The 17,531-nt window shown below is 66.8% G+C and carries 16 protein-coding genes; 7 read left to right on the forward strand and 9 right to left on the reverse strand.

Going from position 1 to position 17,531, the window contains the following annotated elements; translation table 11 throughout:
• Nucleotides 1–4: 4 nt before the first annotated feature.
• Nucleotides 5–1,192 carry an NAD(P)/FAD-dependent oxidoreductase gene (locus Q3A80_RS24215; RefSeq protein ID WP_446331394.1) on the reverse strand — a complete coding sequence of 396 codons (1,188 nt, stop codon included), beginning with the start codon at nt 1,190–1,192 and terminating at the stop codon, nt 5–7.
• A 697-nt stretch (nt 1,193–1,889) separates the two neighbouring features.
• Here Q3A80_RS24215 and Q3A80_RS24220 point away from each other — a divergent pair.
• Nucleotides 1,890–3,245: an MFS transporter gene (locus Q3A80_RS24220; protein WP_446331395.1), complete on the forward strand. Its 1,356-nt coding sequence runs from the start codon at nt 1,890–1,892 to the stop codon at nt 3,243–3,245.
• A 294-nt stretch (nt 3,246–3,539) separates the two neighbouring features.
• A complete protein-coding gene (locus tag Q3A80_RS24225; RefSeq protein WP_446331396.1) occupies nt 3,540–5,213 on the forward strand; it encodes an electron transfer flavoprotein-ubiquinone oxidoreductase in 1,674 nt (557 codons plus the stop codon).
• A 126-nt stretch (nt 5,214–5,339) separates the two neighbouring features.
• Here the strand turns inward: Q3A80_RS24225 and gfa are convergent, their stop codons facing one another.
• The gene (gene gfa / locus Q3A80_RS24230) at nt 5,340–5,915 is read right to left on the reverse strand and encodes an S-(hydroxymethyl)glutathione synthase (protein WP_446331397.1); all 576 of its coding nucleotides are present in this window, start codon (nt 5,913–5,915) and stop codon (nt 5,340–5,342) included.
• 613 nt (nt 5,916–6,528) lie between these two features.
• Between gfa and Q3A80_RS24235 the strand changes: the two genes are divergently transcribed.
• The 3 genes from Q3A80_RS24235 to Q3A80_RS24245 are packed head-to-tail and all read left to right on the forward strand — an operon-like array spanning nt 6,529 to nt 9,664.
• A complete protein-coding gene (locus Q3A80_RS24235) occupies nt 6,529–7,734 on the forward strand; it encodes a paraquat-inducible protein A (RefSeq protein ID WP_446331398.1) in 1,206 nt (401 codons plus the stop codon).
• The gene (locus Q3A80_RS24240) at nt 7,731–9,026 is read left to right on the forward strand and encodes an MlaD family protein (protein WP_446331399.1); all 1,296 of its coding nucleotides are present in this window, start codon (nt 7,731–7,733) and stop codon (nt 9,024–9,026) included. The genes Q3A80_RS24235 and Q3A80_RS24240 overlap by 4 nt, the downstream gene beginning before the upstream one ends.
• A complete protein-coding gene (locus Q3A80_RS24245) occupies nt 9,023–9,664 on the forward strand; it encodes a PqiC family protein (protein ID WP_446331400.1) in 642 nt (213 codons plus the stop codon). Before Q3A80_RS24240 ends, Q3A80_RS24245 begins: the two co-directional genes overlap by 4 nt.
• A gap of 69 nt (nt 9,665–9,733) precedes the next feature.
• On the opposite strand, the gene Q3A80_RS24250 is transcribed toward Q3A80_RS24245, so the two are convergent.
• The 3 genes from Q3A80_RS24250 to pdxR form a co-directional block, all read right to left on the reverse strand.
• Nucleotides 9,734–10,144 carry a cupin domain-containing protein gene (locus Q3A80_RS24250; protein WP_446331401.1) on the reverse strand — a complete coding sequence of 137 codons (411 nt, stop codon included), beginning with the start codon at nt 10,142–10,144 and terminating at the stop codon, nt 9,734–9,736.
• A gap of 4 nt (nt 10,145–10,148) precedes the next feature.
• Nucleotides 10,149–10,628: a carboxymuconolactone decarboxylase family protein gene (locus tag Q3A80_RS24255; protein WP_446331402.1), complete on the reverse strand. Its 480-nt coding sequence runs from the start codon at nt 10,626–10,628 to the stop codon at nt 10,149–10,151.
• Between the two features lie 198 nt (nt 10,629–10,826).
• A complete protein-coding gene (gene pdxR, locus Q3A80_RS24260; RefSeq protein WP_446331403.1) occupies nt 10,827–12,326 on the reverse strand; it encodes a MocR-like pyridoxine biosynthesis transcription factor PdxR in 1,500 nt (499 codons plus the stop codon).
• A 205-nt stretch (nt 12,327–12,531) separates the two neighbouring features.
• On the opposite strand from pdxR, the gene Q3A80_RS24265 reads away from it, so the two are divergent.
• Nucleotides 12,532–13,275, forward strand: a complete 744-nt coding sequence (locus Q3A80_RS24265) for an SDR family oxidoreductase (RefSeq protein ID WP_446331404.1) — start codon at nt 12,532–12,534, stop codon at nt 13,273–13,275.
• 91 nt (nt 13,276–13,366) lie between these two features.
• Entirely contained in the window at nt 13,367–14,404 is a 1,038-nt protein-coding gene (locus Q3A80_RS24270) for a LysR substrate-binding domain-containing protein (RefSeq protein WP_446331405.1), read from the forward strand.
• Here Q3A80_RS24270 and Q3A80_RS24275 read toward each other — a convergent pair.
• From Q3A80_RS24275 to Q3A80_RS24290, 4 genes are read right to left on the reverse strand one after another with little or no spacing between them, the layout of a single operon-like run.
• On the reverse strand, nt 14,358–15,284 hold the full coding sequence (locus tag Q3A80_RS24275; RefSeq protein WP_446331406.1) for a LysR substrate-binding domain-containing protein: 927 nt from the start codon (nt 15,282–15,284) through the stop codon (nt 14,358–14,360). The genes Q3A80_RS24270 and Q3A80_RS24275 overlap by 47 nt on opposite strands.
• Nucleotides 15,285–15,324: 40 nt before the next feature.
• A complete protein-coding gene (locus tag Q3A80_RS24280) occupies nt 15,325–16,050 on the reverse strand; it encodes an amino acid ABC transporter ATP-binding protein (protein WP_446331407.1) in 726 nt (241 codons plus the stop codon).
• Nucleotides 16,051–16,090: 40 nt separating this feature from the next.
• Nucleotides 16,091–16,747 carry an amino acid ABC transporter permease gene (locus tag Q3A80_RS24285; protein ID WP_446331408.1) on the reverse strand — a complete coding sequence of 219 codons (657 nt, stop codon included), beginning with the start codon at nt 16,745–16,747 and terminating at the stop codon, nt 16,091–16,093.
• Nucleotides 16,744–17,508, reverse strand: coding sequence for an amino acid ABC transporter permease (locus tag Q3A80_RS24290; RefSeq protein ID WP_446331409.1), 765 nt, complete (start codon nt 17,506–17,508; stop codon nt 16,744–16,746). Before Q3A80_RS24290 ends, Q3A80_RS24285 begins: the two co-directional genes overlap by 4 nt.
• Nucleotides 17,509–17,531: the final 23 nt, after the last annotated feature.

A 17,531-nucleotide genomic window follows, 5' to 3' on the forward strand; every position in this document is an offset into this window, starting at 1 on the left:
ATCCTCAGGACACCGCACCGAGGCCGTACTTGCCGGTCAGCAGCTCGCCCGTCGCGAAGCGCTCGATCGAGTACGGCTTCAGCGACACCTCGGTCGGCACGCCCAGCGCTTCCTGCGCGAGCACGAGGCCGACGGTCGGCGACAGCTTGAAGCCGTGGCCGGAGAAGCCGTAGCCGACGACGAGGCCGTCGATGCCGGGCAGCTTGCCGAGCACGGGATTCCAGTCGGGCGTCACGTCGTACACGCCGGTCCACGACGACGCGATGCCGGCGGTTTCGTATGCGGGGAAGCGCTCGGCGACCTGCGCGCCGACATCGACGATGTAGTCCATCGGGATGTCGCCCTGCTCGACTTCGGCCGTATTGAGCTTCTCGCCGACGACGCCTTCGCTGACCAGCATCTGGTTGCCGCCGTAGCTGCGGTAATACAGCATGCCGGGCGACGCGAGATCCTTGAAGACGGGCATGGTGAACGCATACCTGGCGGCATCGCACTCGAGCGCGAGCACCGCGTGCCGTTCCGGCATGATCGGCAGCGCGCGGTCGGTCCAGCCGGCCAGTTCAGGCGTCCAGATGTTCTGCGTGCTGATGACCATCGACGTGCTGAAGTCGCCGATGTCGGTCGACACGCCGACCACCTTGCCGTTCTCGATCAGCACCTGCTTGACGTTGACGTTTTCCTTCACCGTCACGCCGGCGCGCCGTGCCGCACGCGCGAAGCTCGTCGCGACGAGATACGCATCGGCGAAACCGGCCTCCGGCTCGTAGCCGATCAGCGCCGCGTCGTCGAACCGCGCGATCGGCAGCAGTTCGGCGGCTTGCTGGCGGCTCAGCAGTTCCAGCGGAATGCCCTGTTCCTTTTGCTGGTTCAGCGATGCGCGCAGCGGTTCGAGCTTGTCGCCTTCGGCTGCGACGATCATGTAGCCGCACTTGACGAGACCGCACGACGCTTCGTCGTCGCCGAGGTAGTCGGCAAAGTTGTTGAAGACGTGCCACGACTTGCGCGCGAGTTCGACGTTCTCCTTCACCGAATAGTGCGTGCGCAGAATGCCCGACGACTGCGAGGTGGTGCCGGCGCCGATCGTGCCCCGGTCCAGAACGAGCACGTTCTTGGCGCCGAGCTTCGACAGGTGGAACGCCACGGAGCTGCCGATCACGCCAGCACCGATTACGACGACGTCATACGAGTTCATGATTCCGTTTCCTTCTGGTCAGGGTATGGGCGAGTCTGACGCGGAACGAACGGGCGCACGGCAATATAAGCGGGCGCTATTTTTAGCAAAACCGGCAGCCGGGGCGCTGCCGCCGGCCGCTGTCCACACCCTTGAAACTCCGGATGGCGATCGTGTAATGCGCGGCGCACAATCGCGCCCGTGAACGCCGATTCGTCCGCGGCGCCGGACCGGATCGGACGGCAGCGACGAACCGCACACCACTGCGGCAGGCCAAATCAACTGCTGATTGAGTCGAGCATAAGAACCGCTTATGCCGGCACGCCGTGACGCTAGCGGCGACTAGGATCGGTGCGGTGCCGTCACCCTTGGCGGCCGGCTCATGAAGGTGGATCGTCGATCCTTCAGTCCACGTCGCGCGCGGCGCATCGATACGCCCGATCCCCCGGGGCGACGTGCCGGCGCCCGCGGCAGCGACGGCTGTGCGACGTCGCGCTCGACGTGGCAACACGGTTGCGCGGCGCATGCCGCGCGGAAAATCAACTTACCAAGGAGACTGGACGCCGACAGGGTGAACGGGTTGACCGTCATGTGCCGACAATACCGATCCCGCGGTGGACGAGTGCGCCTGTCCGCCCGCCCGGCATCGATCTGCCGGCTGTTGCGCCACATTGACGCTCGCCTGTCGCTCCGGAAGGTGCCCATGTAAGACTTCATCGTGTCAAAGGCTTTCTCTCGTCCCGTTCCGACCCATCGTTCGCGCGTGGTGGCGCTGTCCGGCAAGCACCGGAAATTTCTGACCAAGCTCACGGCCGTGATCGCGGGCGGCATGTTCATCGACGGGTTCATCCTCGGCTGCATCGGCATCGTGATGCCGGCGATCACCCGCGATCTGCATTTGTCGCCGGCCTGGCAGGGGCTGATCGGCGCGTCCGCGCTGATCGGCATCTTCATCGGCGGGCCGGTGGGCGGGTGGCTCGCGGACAAGGTCGGGCGCCGTCCGATGTTCACGATCGACCTCGCGATCTTCCTGGTCGGCTCCGTTGCGCAGTTCTTCGTCGCAGAAGCCTGGCAGCTGTTCGTCGTGCGGCTGGTGATGGGGATCGCGATCGGCGCCGATTACTCGATCGGCTGGCCGCTGCTGGCCGAATTCGCGCCGGCGCGGCTGCGCGGGAAACTGCTCGCGGTGCTGGAACTGGTCTGGTACGTCGGCTACCTGATGTCCTATGCGATCGGCTGGGGGCTGACCGAGTCCGCGATCGCGGGATGGCAGGTGATCCTTGGCCTCAGCACGGTGCCGACCGTCATCGTGTTCCTGATGCGTCTCGGCACGCCCGAGTCGCCGCGCTGGCTGATGACGAAGGGGCGCGTCGACGAAGCGAAGGAACTGGCGCTCGAATACATGGGGCACGACGAGCACGGCGATCTGCACAGCCACGGCGCCGGCGCGCGAAAGCTCGGGTTCCGCTCGCTGTTCTCGGCCGACTACTTCAAGACGACGTTCTTCGTGTCGATGTTCTGGGTCTGCAACGTGACGCCGTACTTCGCAATCGGTGCGTTCGCGCCGATCGTGCTCGAGCGGCTCGGGCTCAAGGAAGGGTTGACGGGCGGCCTCGTGCTCAACGGCGTTGCGGTGCTCGGGACCGTCGTCGCGGTGATGTTCATCGAGAAGGTTGGACGCCGCATGCTGGCCATTCCGCCGTTCTTCATTTCCGCGATCGCGCTGCTGAGCGTCGCGCTGTTCTCGCATGTGTCGTCGGAGCTCATCCTCGTGTGCTTCTTCACGTTCTCGTTCGTGAATGCAATCTCGACGACGCTGACCGGCGTCTACCCGGGCGAAGTGTTTCCGACCGAGATCCGCGGGATCGGCGTGGGCGTCGCCACGGCCATCTCGCGCATCGGCGCCGCGATGGGGACGTTCCTGCTGCCGGTGATCATCGATTCGCGCGGCGTCGGCACGGCGTTGATGATCGCGGCAGGCATCAGCCTCGTCGGCGGCGTGATTTCGTATGCACTCGCGCCGGAGACGAAGGGGAAATTGCTCGGCGAGGCGTCGGCACCGCGCCGCGGATGATCGTGCGCCGCGCTTGACGCGGCATCGACGTACATCATCGGGATCCCGCCGGGCGATGCGCCAACAACGATCGCCCGGCAAGACCTGCGCTTGCACGATGCTGCTTCAGGCAATCCAATCGACGATTGTTTGCAGCATAAGTGCCCCTTATATCGCGCGTGACCATCTTTTCGGCGGCTAAGATTCGTCCAGCATCACCGCTGAAGCAGGCCGGAATTCACGCTGTTCAATCATCGAGATTCAATGCATGAATTCAGGAATGCTTCGTAACCTGACTATCTGAAATCCACAGTCATGAATACACAGACTCTCGTCGAACAGTTCGGCCCGCGTGACTCCATGGAGTATGACGTCGTCATCGTCGGCGGCGGGCCGGCAGGGCTGTCGGCGGCGATACGGATCAAGCAGCTCGCGCAGCAGAAGGGCGGCGACGTCAGTGTGTGCGTGCTCGAGAAGGGTTCCGAGATCGGTGCGCACACGCTGTCCGGCGCCGTCATGGATCCTCGCGCGCTCGACGAACTGCTGCCGGACTGGCGCGCGAACGGTGCACCGCTCGATGTCGAGGTGACCGAAGACCGCTTCCTGTTCCTGTCCGCAAGCGGCGCGACGCAGGTGCCGAACTGGCTGCTTCCCGACAACTTCAAGAACCACGGCAACTACGTCGTCAGCCTCGGGAACGTCACGCGCTGGCTCGGCCAGCAAGCGGAGGCGCTCGGCGTCGAGATTTTCGCGGGCTTTCCGGCGGCGGAGATCCTGTATGGCGAACGCGGCGAAGTGGCGGGCGTCGCGACCGGCAACATGGGTATCGGCAAGAACGGCGAACCGACCGACAACTTTCAGCTCGGCATGGAACTGCACGCGCGTTACACGCTGTTCGCGGAAGGGGCGCGCGGCCATCTCGGCCGGCAGTTGATGGACCGCTTCAGGCTGAACGACGGCGCCGATCCGCAGGTGTATGGGCTGGGCATCAAGGAACTGTGGGAAATCGATCCGGCGAAGCACCAGCCGGGGCTGGTGATCCACACGGCCGGCTGGCCGCTCTCGAGCGATACGTACGGCGGATCGTTCCTGTACCACCTCGACAACAACCAGGTCGTCGTCGGCTTCGTGGTCGGACTCGGCTATTCGAACCCGTTCCTGTCGCCGTTCGAGGAATTCCAGCGATACAAGACGCATCCGGCGATCCGCACGTTCCTCGAAGGCGGCAAGCGCGTGTCGTACGGTGCGCGCGCGATTGCGGCGGGCGGCCTGATGTCGCTGCCGAAGCTGACGTTTCCCGGCGGCGCGCTGATCGGCTGCGACGCGGGCTTCCTGAACGCATCGCGGATCAAGGGCAGCCATGCGGCGATCGCGACGGGCAAGATGGCCGCCGAAGCGGTATACGACGCGATTCAGGGCGGCCGGCAACGCGACGAGCTGGTCGAGTATCCGCAAGCGTTCGAGCGTTCGTGGTTGAAGCAGGAGCTTCATCGCGCGCGCAACTTCAAGCAGTGGATGAGCAAGGGGCTCTATCTCGGCAGCTTCATGGTGGGACTCGAGCAGAAGGTGCTCGGCGGGCGCGTACCGTGGACGCTGCATCACCGGCATGCCGACCACGAGACGCTCAGGCCGGCGTCGGAATGCACGGAGATCGTCTATCCGAAACCGGACGGCAAGCTGACGTTCGACCGGTTGTCGTCCGTGTACCTGTCGAACGCGAACCATGACGAGAATCAGCCGGCTCACCTGACGTTGAAGGACCCGCACGTGCCGGTTCGCGTGAACCTGGCGAAGTACGCGGGGCCCGAGGCGAGGTTTTGTCCCGCGGGCGTGTACGAGTTCGGTACCGGCGCGGACGGTGCGGATGCGCTCGTGATCAACGCGCAGAACTGCGTGCACTGCAAGACCTGCGACATCAAGGACCCGACTCAGAACATCGTATGGGTCACTCCGGAGGGCGGCGGGGGGCCGAACTATCCGAACATGTGACGCGCTGGGCGACGGATTCGAACGTCGGATTCGTCGGCTGGCCGCCGCGCGAGCCGGCGTCCGCGGCGGCGATACTGACGCGGTGCGCGGCACACCTCCTGCCGCGCACCGGCCACGCGGCTGCCGTTACGCGTCGCGGTAGGTTCCCTTGGCCTTGGCCGTATGTGTCGCCAGCGCGTCCATCAGCGCCGGATTCAGGCAATCGTAGGGTTCGAGGCCCTTGCTGCGCAGCGTGTCGCGCACGTCCGCCATCAATGACGGCGGCGTGCCGCTCTCGATGATCGACGACACGAACGCGGCAAAACCCGGCCCGTCCCAGCCGGCGTCCTGCGACAGTTCGGTGTGGATGAAGTCCAGGCCGTAGAACGCGTGATCGCGATTTTCGATCCGTCCGAACAAATGCGTGCCGCACGCGGAGCATGCGTGGCGCCGGATCAGCGCCTTGTCGTCCACGACGCGCAGCTTCTCGCCATGCGCGGTCACGGTGACCTTGTCGCGCGGCACGACGCCGACGACGGAGAACAGTGCGCCGGCCGGCTTCCAGCACTTCGTGCAACCGCATGCGTGATTGAACGCGACCTGCGAATCGATCCGGACCTCGACCGGATCCTGCGTGCACCGGCAGCGCAGCGTGCCGCCCGCGAATTGAGCGGCTCCTTTCTGAATGCCGCGATCGACGGTGGGGTGAATGGCGACGGACATGGTCATGCTCCTTTTCGGTGCTTCATCAGGGGGGGACGGTTCGGATCGGCTTCCCGTCGTGCATCAGCGCGCGCACTTCATTCTGCGCGGCCGTGTGGCGGCTTGCATTCGTCGAATGAAACTGGGGGGGAGTATATGCCGGATACTGGTAGGGAGTATATCGGGCCATTCCCGAGGCGGGCGGTTGCAGCGTTCGGCGCGGTGAAAGCGTGAGGCGCGGGCCGCGCATGGATGCGTCGCGCCCTTTCGCGTGGCATTGCCGGGCCGGTCTCGCGCCGGCACCCTGGAGCGCGACGACGGCTGCCTCGCCAACCGGCGACCGGCGCGGCGAGCCGAGGCACGACGCTTGCTAGCCGACACGGCGGCAATCGGCTCGTGCGCGCTCACCGCGCGTTCCGGCGTGTGCATCTCGAGCGACGAAACCGGGCCGACGAGTACCGGGCGCCGACCATCGGCGTCCGGCGATGGGGTGGCGGCGCGATCGAGCAGGAGAATCCATGCGAACCGGAATGCGCGAACAAGGACGGATGGCGGGCAAGTTCTGCCATCGCGCGTGTCACGTTTGTCATCACGCGCAGCGCAACGGCAAGCGCACCCCGGCCGAGGCCGCGTCATGACCATCGGCTGCCCCGCATGCGGAACGCTCGAGGACATTCCGCCGCTCGGCGCCCGCGCGCTGGTGCGCTGCCGGCGCTGCCATGCGCCGCTGGAGCGCCGCAGCGGCCGCAGCGTGCAGGCCGCACTGGCATGCACGACCGCGACGTTCATCCTGCTGTTTCCGGCCAATCTCGCGCCGCTGATGACCGTCACGATGCTCGGAACCGCGCACTCGTCGGTATTGGCGTCGGGCATTCTGACTATGTGGGACGGCGGTTGGGCGATCCTGGCCGCGCTGCTCGCGATGTTCGGCATCGTGCTGCCGTTCGCGCGCTTCGGCGGCCTGATGCTGGTGCTTGGCGCGGTTCGTTTCGGCTGGCGTTTCACCGGCATCGGCATGCTGTTCCGCTGGACGCTCTGGCTCGATGCATGGGCGATGCCGGACGTGTACCTGGTCGGCTGCATCGTCGGCTACGCGCGCGTCACGCAGAACCTGACCGGCACGGTCGACGCGGGCGGCTATTGCCTCGTCGCCGCCGGGCTGATGTCGATGATCACGCGCGCGTCGCTCGATCGGCGCACCGTGTGGCGGGCCATCGCGGCCGAGCGGTACCCGGAACCGCGGGAGGTCACCGTCGCATGCAACGCTTGCGACCTGGTCCTGCCGGTTTCTCTCGAAGGGCATCCGTGTCCGCGCTGCGGACTCAAGCTGCGCATACGTAAGCCGGCGCCGCTTGCGCGCGCGAGCGCGCTGTCGCTGGCGGCGCTCGTGCTGACCGTGCCCGCCAACCTGCTGCCGATGACGCGATCGATGCAGTTCGGCCACGTGGTCACGCATCGGATCGTGGACGGCGTGTTGCAGCTGTTCCACGTCGGGCTGTGGCCGTTCGGCATCCTGACGTTCATCACGAGCGTCGCGATACCGGTCGGCAAGATCGTCGGGATGGCCTGGTTCGTCGTGTCCGTGCTGCGGCGCTCGCGCCGGCACCTGCGCATGAAAGGGCGACTCTACCGATGGATCGACGAACTCGGCCGATGGTCGAACGTCGACGTGTTCACGATTGCGGCGTTCATTCCATTGATTCGCTTCGACGGCATCGCGTCCGCCGACCCGGCGGCGGGCGCCACCGCGTTCGCGCTCGTGGTCTTCTTCACGATGCTCGCGTCGCATGCATTCGATCCGCGGCTGATGTGGGACTCGCGCGACAGGAGCGGCCGATGAACGGGCCGCGCACGCCGCGCACGCGGGCCGACGTGCGCCGCAGTGCATGGCCGGGCTGGATCTGGGCCGTGCCGATCGCGACGCTCGGCGTGGTCGGATGGCTCGGCATGCGCGCGCTGGCCGATCGCGGCGAAACCGTGACCGTCGTGTTCTCCAACGCGCATGGCATGAAGGTCGACGATACCGAAGTCACGCTGCGCGGCGTCAGGGTGGGGAAACTGTCGGGCATCGCGTTGGCCGCCGATGGCCAGCACGTCGAGGCCACGCTCAGAATCGCGCGGGCGGAGGAGAAGTACCTGCGCAGCGGAACGCGGTTTTTCCTGCGCGGCGCGCAACCCGAGATGAGCGATCCGGCGTCGCTGCGCGCACTCATCGTCGGGCCGGAAATCGTCATGGAGCCGGGGCCCGGCAAGCCGGCGCGGCACTTCGACGGTACCGAGCGCCAGCCGGCGCTCGGGCCCGAGCACGGGCCCGTCGTCACCTACGTCATCCGCTTTGCAGGCGCGGCCGGCGAACTCAAGGGCGGCGCGCCCGTGAAGCTGCGCGGTTTTCAGATCGGGACCGTCACCCGCGTGCGTTTGAGTTACGACGTCGACACCGGGCAGCTCGGTACGCCCGTGCAGATCGCAATCGAGCCGTCGGCGCTGGGGATCACCGGCGCGCGGCCGCCGGCCGACGGCAACTGGCGCCCGATCGTCGACGCGATGCTCGGGCGGCTCGTCGCGCAGGGCTTGCGCGCGCGCCTCGTGCAGGATCCGCCGCTGGTCGGCACGCGCATGATCAGCCTCGACTTCGTCAGCGGCGCGCCGGCCGCGACGCTCGCTGCGGCGCAGGGGCCGGCCGAGATACCGAGCGTCTCGTCCGCGGACTTCGACGCGATCGCGGCCCGCGCCAACGACATCGCCGGCAAGATCGATGCGCTGCCGATCAAGGAGACCGGCGACGACGTGCGCAGCATCGCCGCACGGATCAACGCACTCACCGCGTCGCCGCAGCTGCGCGACAGCCTTGCGCATATCGACCGCGCGGTCGCACAGATCGACCGGACGCTGCAGCAGGTATCGCCGCAGATCGGCCCGCTCGTCGCGCAACTGCGCGACACGGCGAATGCCGCGGATCAGGCCGTGGCGTCGGCCAATCGCACGCTCGGCGACGATGCGACCGCGCAAAACAGTTTGCCCGCCGCGCTGCGCGAGCTGACCGATACCGCGCGTTCGGTGCGCGCGCTCGCCGACTATCTCGACCGGCATCCGGAAGCGTTCGTGCGCGGCAGGCAGGAGGAGAAGCCATGATCGGCATTGCGCGGCAATGGATCGCAATAGCGGTGCGGAAGGTGGCGGAACCGGCACGCGCTGCTATCGCCACCGTCATCGTCATCGCGCTGAGCGCCGCGCTCGTCGCCGGATGCGGGCACAGCCCGCCGACGCGCTACGTGGCGCTGAATGCGATGCCGGGCTCCGCGCCGCACGCAAGCGAGCCGATCGCGCCGGTACAACTGACTGCCGTGCACGTTCCGGCGGAACTCGATCGCCTCGAAGTCGTCGTGCAGCGTTCGGCGAACCGGCTCGTGATCGACGACGGCGCGCGCTGGGGCGCGCCGCTCGACCGGATGATGCGCCGCACGCTCGCTCAGGATCTGCTCACGCGCCTGCCCGACGGCGCCGTCGTGCTGCCCGACGCGCCGCGGCCGGCCGGTACACGTTCGCTCGTCGTCACCGTGCTCGATGCGCACGCGGATGAAAACGGTACGTTGACGCTTCAGGCTGCATGGACGTTGATGTCCGGCAGTCCAGCCAACGTGACGCTGAGCCGGGAGACGACGTTGACGTCGCCGATGACGCAGCACGATGCCGCTGCTCAGGCGGCCGCGTTGAGCCGGCTGCTCGCGCAGCTCGCGGACCGGATCGCGAGCGCGCTGCCGGCACGTTGAACGGGGCGGATCGCGCCGGCGCCGCCGCGTCGCGTCGGCGATGGCGATGGCGATGGCGATGGCGACCCGCTATTTCACCGGCGTGAGCACCGGCGCACCCTTGTTCTTGATCAGGAACACGACGAATTTCGCCGGCTTCGTGCTGCTCGCATTGCGTCCGATCGTGTGCACGTCGTCGGGACCTTCGTGGAACGTGTCGCCGGCGTGGAGCGTGATCTCCTTGCCGCCGTTCAGGCCCATCACGACGCTGCCGTCGAGCACGTACACGAATGCATGCGCATCGTGACGATGCACGGGATCGACGCTGCCGGGCGGATAGTCGACGACGATCATCTCGGCCTCCTTGCCCGGATACTCGGGCAACGGTTCCGTGGTCAGTTGCGTGACCCTGGCCTGCGGCGCGGCGCCGGCTGGCGGCACGGGCATCAACAGCGACAGCGCAAGCGCAAGCGGCGCGAGCACGAGCACGATGCGTTTCATGGCGTTACTCCAGGTTGGCCTTGTCGAGCCCGAACATCCTGTCGAACGAACCGGGCACCGCACGGAACGCGACATTCAGCCGGTTCCAGCTGTTGATCGCGCCGACGAGGAAGGTGAGATCCGACAGCGCCTTCTCCGAATAGTGGCCGCGCACGCGTTCGTACAGATCGTCCGGCACGCCATGCGGCGACAGCTGCGTCAGTGCTTCGGTCCATTCGAGCGCCGCGCGTTCGCGCGGCGAGAACAGCGTCGACTCGCGCCAGATTGCGACGTGATGCATGCGCAGCTCGCGCTCGCCGTGCATCCTGGCCGTCTTCACGTGCATGTCGACGCAGAACGCGCAGCCGTTGAGCTGCGACGCGCGAATCTCGACGAGCTCGCGAACCGGCGTCTCGATCGTCGTCTTCTGAAGCAGCCCGTCGAGTTCGACGAGCTTCTTCGTCAGCTCCGGCGATTGCTGGAAGTAATTGATACGTTGCGTCATGAGCCGTTCTCCTGATCGATAGAAGCGAGACTGCCGGCCGTGCGCATGGCGATTCATCGCACGGCCTGCGTGGCAACCATCGTAATCGCGGGTTGCGCGGGTCAGTAGAGCCGGGAAGGTGCGCACTCTGTTGCCGCTTCGGCACCAATCACGCACGACGTGCATGGGCACGACCGCATCGCGGGCACGGACCGCGCGTCAGTGGTCAAGGCACGCGCGCAGCGCGCGTGCGTGACGCTGCGCGTCATCTGCATCGGCGATGTTCGCGAATCCGATGACGAGGCCGCGCGGCGTGTGCTGCGTCTGGCTGTTCGTGTACCAGATCGACAGCGGCAGCACCGCAAGCCCTGCCTCGCGCGCGCGTGCGGCGACGGCGACGTCGTCGACCGGCCCGTCAGGCCCGTCGGTGAACCGCACCGCGAACTGGATGCCGCCGACCGGCGATTCGACGATCAGCCGCGCGCCGAACGCGTGCCGCAATGCGTGGACGATCAGCGTGCGGCGCTCGCCGTACAGCGCGCGCATGCGCTTCAGGTGCCGCGCAAAGTGGCCCTGTTCGATGAAATCGGCGAGCGCGGCCTGCAGCAGCGTCGGCGAACCGGCGTTCATGCTGCATGCGACACGTTCGACGCGTTCCACCGCGCGCTTCGGCACGACCGCGTACGCGAGCCGCAAACCCGGATACATCGCCTTGCTGAAGGTGCTGCAATAGATCACGCGATCGCGCCGGTCGAGACTCTTCAACGCCGGCAGCGGCCGGCCCAGATAGCGGAACTCGCTGTCGTAGTCGTCCTCGACGATCCATCCCGACGTCTTTTCGGCCCAGCCGAGCAGCGCGATGCGGCGCGACAGCGACAACGTATGCCCGAGCGGGCTCTGATGCGACGGCGTGACCAGCGCGAAGCGCGCGTGCGCGTCCAGCTGCATCCCGCGCTCGACGTCGATCCCTTCGGCGTCCACCGGCACCGGCACGAGCTGCACGCCGGTCTCGGACAGGAAGCCGCGCGCGAGCAGGTAACCGGGATCCTCGAACCACACGCGGTCGTTCGCACGCGCGAGGCTGCGCAGCACGAGTTCGAGCGTCGCGCGGTAGCCGCCGGTGACGAACACCTGCTCGGGCACACACGTCACGCCGCGCGACAGCGTCAGGTACGTCGCGATGTGTTCGCGCAGCGGCCGGTAACCGGCCGGGTTCGGATAGCCGAGCAGTGCGCGTTCGCTGCTGCGTGCGCGCGCCGACACGAGCCGGTGCCAGACCTTGCGCGGAAACGCGTCGAGCGCGGGGAGACCGGGCTGCAGCGGGCGCGGCTCGCCGCTCATCGCGACGGCGATCGGTTGCGGGCGGGGCGGCGGCGGGGTGTCGGCCGTGATGCCCGGCGCGCGATTCGAGTCGCCGGTTTCCGGGCGGGCCGGCGACGGCCGTGTCATCGACAGCGGCAGCGACGGCGACACGAACGTGCCGGCCGCGCCGCGCATCTGCAGATAGCCCTCGTCGACGAGGATCGTGTAAGCCTGTTCGACGGTGCCGCGCGCGGTGTTCAGTTGCTTGGCCAGGCCGCGCAGCGCGGGCACGCGATCGCCCGGACGCAGGTGGCCGGCGGCGATCGCGGCCCTGAACCGCTCGCAGATCTGCAGGTAGACCGGCAACTGATGCTGGCGGTCGATTTCGATGGTGAGCGGCGGCGTGGGCACGGACATCACGGTCTCCCGGAGAACGCGAACAGCGACGGATACCGATGCGGCATGGACCAGTCCGATCGACGATTCTTGGCACTTATGGATAGGACATGATTCTTCCACAATTGCGCCACGTGATGCGACGGTCGTGACCGCCTCGATCGGTTCCGGCGCCCGCCACGTACCTTCGCATTCCAATGCAGTTCATTCGTCAGGAGATTTTGCGATGAAGATCGTTGTCATCGGCGGTTCGGGCCTGATCGGCTCGCGGGTCGTCACGCTGCTCGGCGAAGCCGGCCATCAGGCAGTCGCCGCATCGCCGCGCACGGGCGTCAACACCATCACGGGCGAAGGGCTGACCGACGCATTGACGGACGCGGACGTCGTCGTGGACCTGGCGAATGCGCCGTCGTGGGAGCCGCAGGCGGTCCTCGACTTCTTCCGCACGTCGGCCCGCAATCTCGGCAAGGCCGAGGTTGCCGCAGGCGTGCGCCATCACGTTGCACTGTCCATCGTCGGTTGCGACCGGATGCCCGAGAACGGCTATTTCCTCGCCAAGGTCGCGCAGGAGCAGGCGATCGAAGCGGGGGGCGTGCCGTACACGATCGTGCGCGCGACGCAATTCATGGAATTCATCGGCGGCATCGCGGATGCCGGCACGGCCGACGGCACCGTGCGCATCGGCGACGGCCTGTTTCAGCCGATCGCCGCGGAAGACGTGTCGGCGCTCGTCGCGCAGGTTGCGCTCGCCGGGCCGCAGAACGGCACGGTCGAGATCGCGGGTCCGGACCGCGCGCCGTTCGCGGAGATCGTCGCGCGTTATCTGAAGTCGGTCGGCGATACGCGGCCGGTCGTCACCGATCGCGATGCCCGCTACTACGGCGGCCGGGTCGAGGAAACGTCGCTGGTGCCGCTCGGCGCGGCCCGGCTCGGCCGCATCGGTCTGGACCAGTGGCTCGCGCGAAGCTGAAGCGGGCGCGCACGCGCTGCGGTTCGCGCGTGCGCGCCGCGTGCGGGCAAGCGTGATGCGTGACGATCGACATGCGTTGGGGGCAGCGGAAATGGATCATGCGGAACCATCGGAGTACGGCATGCGTCGCGACCTGGCTGGTCGCGCCGATGCGTTGTCAGCGAGCTTCGGTGCGAGCTACGCAGGCATCCTCGCGTTCGTTGCGGTCGCGACCGAGGGAAGCTTCACGAAGGCCGCCGAGCGGCTCGGCGTCGGGCGGCCGGCGGTGAGCCGCAACGTGCAGAAGCTGGAGGCGCAGCTGAGTACGCGGCTGTTCCAGCGGACCACGCGCACGACCGAACTCACGTGCGAGGGACGGCGCTTCTTCGAGAACTGCCATCAGGGCGTCGCGCGGATCGTCGAAGCGATGAACGACATGCTGGAGCTGCGGCAGGGCCCGCCGCGCGGCCTCATCCGCATCAGCTCGGCCATGGGATTCGGCCGCAAGATCGTCGCGCCGCTGCTGGAAAAGTTTGCCGATGCGTACCCGGGCATCGAGATCGATCTGCTGCTCGACGACCGGCCGGTCGATCTCGTGTCGGAGCGGATCGACGTGTCGTTCCGCAATGGACGGATCGACGACTCGAGCATCGTCGCGCGGCGCTTGATTCCGATGCAGATGGCACTCTGCGCGGCGCCGTCGTATGTGGCGGCGCACGGTCTGCCGCAAAGCGTCGACGATCTCGACCGGCACGCATGCGTCAATTTCCGTTTTGCGAACGGCCGGATATTCGAATGGGAGTTCAACGTCGACGGGCGCGTGCAGAAGGTGCTGCCGCCGTCGCGGCTCACGTTCAACGACCCGGATCTGGTATTGCGTGCGGTGTTGAACGGAGCGGGCATCGCGCAGATGGCGGCGTACCAGATCCGCGACCATCTTGCGTCGAACGCGCTCGTCGTCGCGCTGGCGCAGCATGCGCCGGAAGACCGCGGCCACTACATCTGCTATCTGAGCCGGCAGCACCTGCCGGCGCGGACGCGGATCTTCATCGACTTCATGACCGAGCAGATTCGCGCGCTCGATCTGGATTGCATGACACGGGTCAATCCGGTCGTTCCGACGGCCGAGCCGGCGTGGCTGGCGGCGTGATGCAATCCCACCTGCGTTTGTCCGCGATCCAGTCGCCGAACAGCCGGATCTTGTGCGGCTGTTCGATCCCGCCCGGATAGACGAAGTAGTAACCCATTCCCGTCGGCAACGACAGGTCGAACGGCATCACGAGCCGGTGTGCCGCCACGCTTTCGTCCACCAGCGTCCTGTCGCCGATCGCGATGCCGTATCCGTCGATCGCCGCGCGGGTCGCGAGGTCCAGCGTTTCGAAGCTCAACCCGCGAGTCGAGTCGACGTGCGCCGCGCCCGCATGGTCGAGCCAGCGTTTCCAGTCCTGATGATCGCGGGTCGGATGCAGCAGCGTATGGCCGACCAGTTCGTCGACACTCGCGAGCGGCTGGCGCTCGAGCAGGCCCGGCGCGCAGACCGGGGTGAGCCGCTCTTCGAACAACGGGATCGCGTGCATGTCGGGGCCGGCGCCGTCGGCATAGATCACCGCGGCATCGAACGGTTCGACGCGGAAATCGACGTGATGATCCCACGTGGTCGTGATCTGCACCTGCAGCTCGGGATGCTCGACCTGGAAACGCATGATTCGCGGCAGCATCCATTGCATCATGCAGGTCGGCACCTTCAGCGCAAGCTCGGTGCGCCTGCGTGACAGGCGCATCGACACCTCCTCGATGCGGGCGAAGCTTTCGCGCACGGTCGGCAACAGGAGCTCGCCCTCGGCCGTCAGCGTCAGCCCTTTGGGCGTGCGCTTGAACAGCGGAAACTGATAAAAGCTTTCGAGCGCGAGGATTTGCCGGCTCACGGCGCCCTGCGTCAGGCACAGGTGCCCGGCGGCGCGCGTGAAGCTGCCGTGGCGCGCGACGACATCGAAGACCTGCAGCGCATTGAGGGAAGGAAGTCGTTTCATCGGAAGCATCGGTATGCAGCGGACGGCGGCGCAATATCGCTCAGTGCAGGATTTTCGCGAGGAAGTCCTTCGCGCGATCCGACTTCGGATTCGCGAAGAACGCTTCCTTGCGGTCGTCCTCGACGATCGCGCCCTTGTCCATGAAGATCACGCGATGGGCGACTTTCTTCGCGAAGCCCATTTCGTGCGTGACGACCATCATCGTCATCCCTTCCTGTGCGAGTTCGACCATCACGTCGAGCACTTCGTTGATCATCTCCGGATCGAGCGCGGACGTCGGTTCGTCGAACAGCATCGCGATCGGGTCCATCGACAGTGCACGCGCGATCGCGACGCGCTGCTGCTGGCCGCCCGACAGCTGGCCCGGGAACTTGTGCGCATGCGCCTTCAGGCCGACGCGATCGAGCAGCTTCATGCCCTTGTCGGCCGCTTCGTCCTTGCCGCGGCCGAGCACCTTGATCTGCGCGAGCGTCAGGTTCTCGGTGATCGACAGGTGCGGGAACAGCTCGAAATGCTGGAACACCATCCCGACCTTCGAGCGCAGCTTCGACAGGTTCGTCTTCCGGTCGCCGACCGACTGGCCGTTCACGAGGATCTCGCCCTGCTGGAACGGCTCGAGGCCGTTCACGGTCTTGATCAGCGTCGACTTGCCCGAGCCCGACGGACCGCACACGACGACCACCTCGCCTTTCCTGACCTCGGTCGTGCAATCGGTGAGGACCTGAAACTGGCCGTACCACTTCGAAACGTTGCTGATGGAAATCATGAAAGTACCTGCATCGGAATGAGGGGCGCGCGGCGCCGATTCAGCGCGCCTTCGCGACGCGGTAGCGACGTTCCAGCGAGCGGGCATACCACGTCAGCGGGAAGCACATCGCGAAGTAGAGCAACGCGACCATCGCGTAGATCGGAAACGGCTTGAATACCGCGTTGGTGATGATGTTGCCGGTCTTGGTCAGTTCGGTCAGCCCGATGATCGACGTGAGCGCGGTGCTTTTCACCGCCTGGACGAGGAAGCCGACGGTCGGCGGCAGCCCGATCTTCCACGCCTGCGGCCACACCACGTAGCGCAGCCGCTGAGTCCACGTCATGCCGAGACTGGCCGCGGCGTGCCACTGGCCGTGCGGAACCGCGTCGACGCAGCCGCGCCAGATGTCCGCCAGATACGCGCTCGCGTTCAGCGTCAGCACGACCGATGCGGCGACCCACGGCGTCACGTCGATGCCGACGAGCGGCAATCCGAAGAAGCCGAGAAACAGTTGCATCAGCAACGGGGTGCCCTGGAACAGTTCGACGTACAGGATCACGAAGCGGCGCAGCGCCGGTACGGGCGAGATGCGCAGCATGAGCAGCGCGAAACCGGCGACGCCGCCGCCGGCGAACGTGATCAGCGACAGCAGCACGGTCCAGCGTGCGGCGAGCAGCAGGTTCCATGCAATGTCCTGGAAGGTGAACTCGATCATCGTGCATGCTCCGTCGGCAGGCGGGTCTCGGGGGAACGCGCGCGCCACGCGAAGCGGGCGGCGCGGATACGTCGCGGCGCGGTTGCCGCGCGGTGCGGCGCGCGGCCCCGGAACAGGCGCCGGCCGATGCGATTGAGCAGCATGCGCAGTGCGATCGACAGCAACAGATAGATCGCGGTCACGACGATGTAGATCTCGAACGCACGGAAATTGCGCGACTGGATGAAGTTCGCCGCGTAGGTGAGGTCGGGCACCGAGATCTGCGACACGACCGCCGAACCCAGCATCACGATCAGCACCTGCCCCAGCAGCGCCGGGTACACGTTCGCGAGTGCCTGCGGCAGCACGACGTGACCGAACACCTGCCGGCCGTGCAGCCCGAGTGCCCGTGCGGCCTGCACTTGGCCGTGCGGCACCGATTCGATGCCGGCGCGCAGGATCTCGACCGCATAGGCGCCCAGATTGACCGTCATCGCGAGCACGGCCGCCTGCGCCTCGTCGATGTGTACGCCGATACCCGGCAGCCCGAAGAAGATGAAGAACAGCTGGACGAGGAACGGTGTATTGCGGATCAGCTCGACGTAGGACGCGACGAGCGCGCGCGCCCAGCGCGGGCCCGCGAGGGCGGTCCACGCGCCGGCGGTGCCGATCAGGCCGCCGAGCACGGTCGCGGCGGCGGTGAGGGCGAGCGTCACGCCGATGCCGCGCGCGAGCATGCCGGCGTACAGACCGAAATCGCTGAAGTCGAACACGTAGGTCATCGCGATGCCTTTCGTCGTGGGTG

This window comes from Burkholderia sp. SR8 (assembly GCF_052851275.1).

Bases quoted from the DNA above. Each gene is read 5' to 3' on its own strand.
- Q3A80_RS24270 (WP_446331405.1), top strand. From the start codon at position 13,367: ATGGATCATGCGGAACCATCGGAGTACGGCATGCGTCGCGACCTGGCT.
- pdxR (WP_446331403.1), bottom strand. From the start codon at position 12,326: ATGTCCGTGCCCACGCCGCCGCTCACCATCGAAATCGACCGCCAGCAT.
- Q3A80_RS24235 (WP_446331398.1), top strand. From the start codon at position 6,529: ATGACCATCGGCTGCCCCGCATGCGGAACGCTCGAGGACATTCCGCCG.
- gfa (WP_446331397.1), bottom strand. From the start codon at position 5,915: ATGTCCGTCGCCATTCACCCCACCGTCGATCGCGGCATTCAGAAAGGA.
- Q3A80_RS24255 (WP_446331402.1), bottom strand. From the start codon at position 10,628: ATGACGCAACGTATCAATTACTTCCAGCAATCGCCGGAGCTGACGAAG.
- Q3A80_RS24275 (WP_446331406.1), bottom strand. From the start codon at position 15,284: ATGAAACGACTTCCTTCCCTCAATGCGCTGCAGGTCTTCGATGTCGTC.
- Q3A80_RS24245 (WP_446331400.1), top strand. From the start codon at position 9,023: ATGATCGGCATTGCGCGGCAATGGATCGCAATAGCGGTGCGGAAGGTG.
- Q3A80_RS24285 (WP_446331408.1), bottom strand. From the start codon at position 16,747: ATGATCGAGTTCACCTTCCAGGACATTGCATGGAACCTGCTGCTCGCC.
- Q3A80_RS24290 (WP_446331409.1), bottom strand. From the start codon at position 17,508: ATGACCTACGTGTTCGACTTCAGCGATTTCGGTCTGTACGCCGGCATG.
- Q3A80_RS24225 (WP_446331396.1), top strand. From the start codon at position 3,540: ATGAATACACAGACTCTCGTCGAACAGTTCGGCCCGCGTGACTCCATG.
- Q3A80_RS24250 (WP_446331401.1), bottom strand. From the start codon at position 10,144: ATGAAACGCATCGTGCTCGTGCTCGCGCCGCTTGCGCTTGCGCTGTCG.
- Q3A80_RS24240 (WP_446331399.1), top strand. From the start codon at position 7,731: ATGAACGGGCCGCGCACGCCGCGCACGCGGGCCGACGTGCGCCGCAGT.
- Q3A80_RS24265 (WP_446331404.1), top strand. From the start codon at position 12,532: ATGAAGATCGTTGTCATCGGCGGTTCGGGCCTGATCGGCTCGCGGGTC.
- Q3A80_RS24280 (WP_446331407.1), bottom strand. From the start codon at position 16,050: ATGATTTCCATCAGCAACGTTTCGAAGTGGTACGGCCAGTTTCAGGTC.
- Q3A80_RS24215 (WP_446331394.1), bottom strand. From the start codon at position 1,192: ATGAACTCGTATGACGTCGTCGTAATCGGTGCTGGCGTGATCGGCAGC.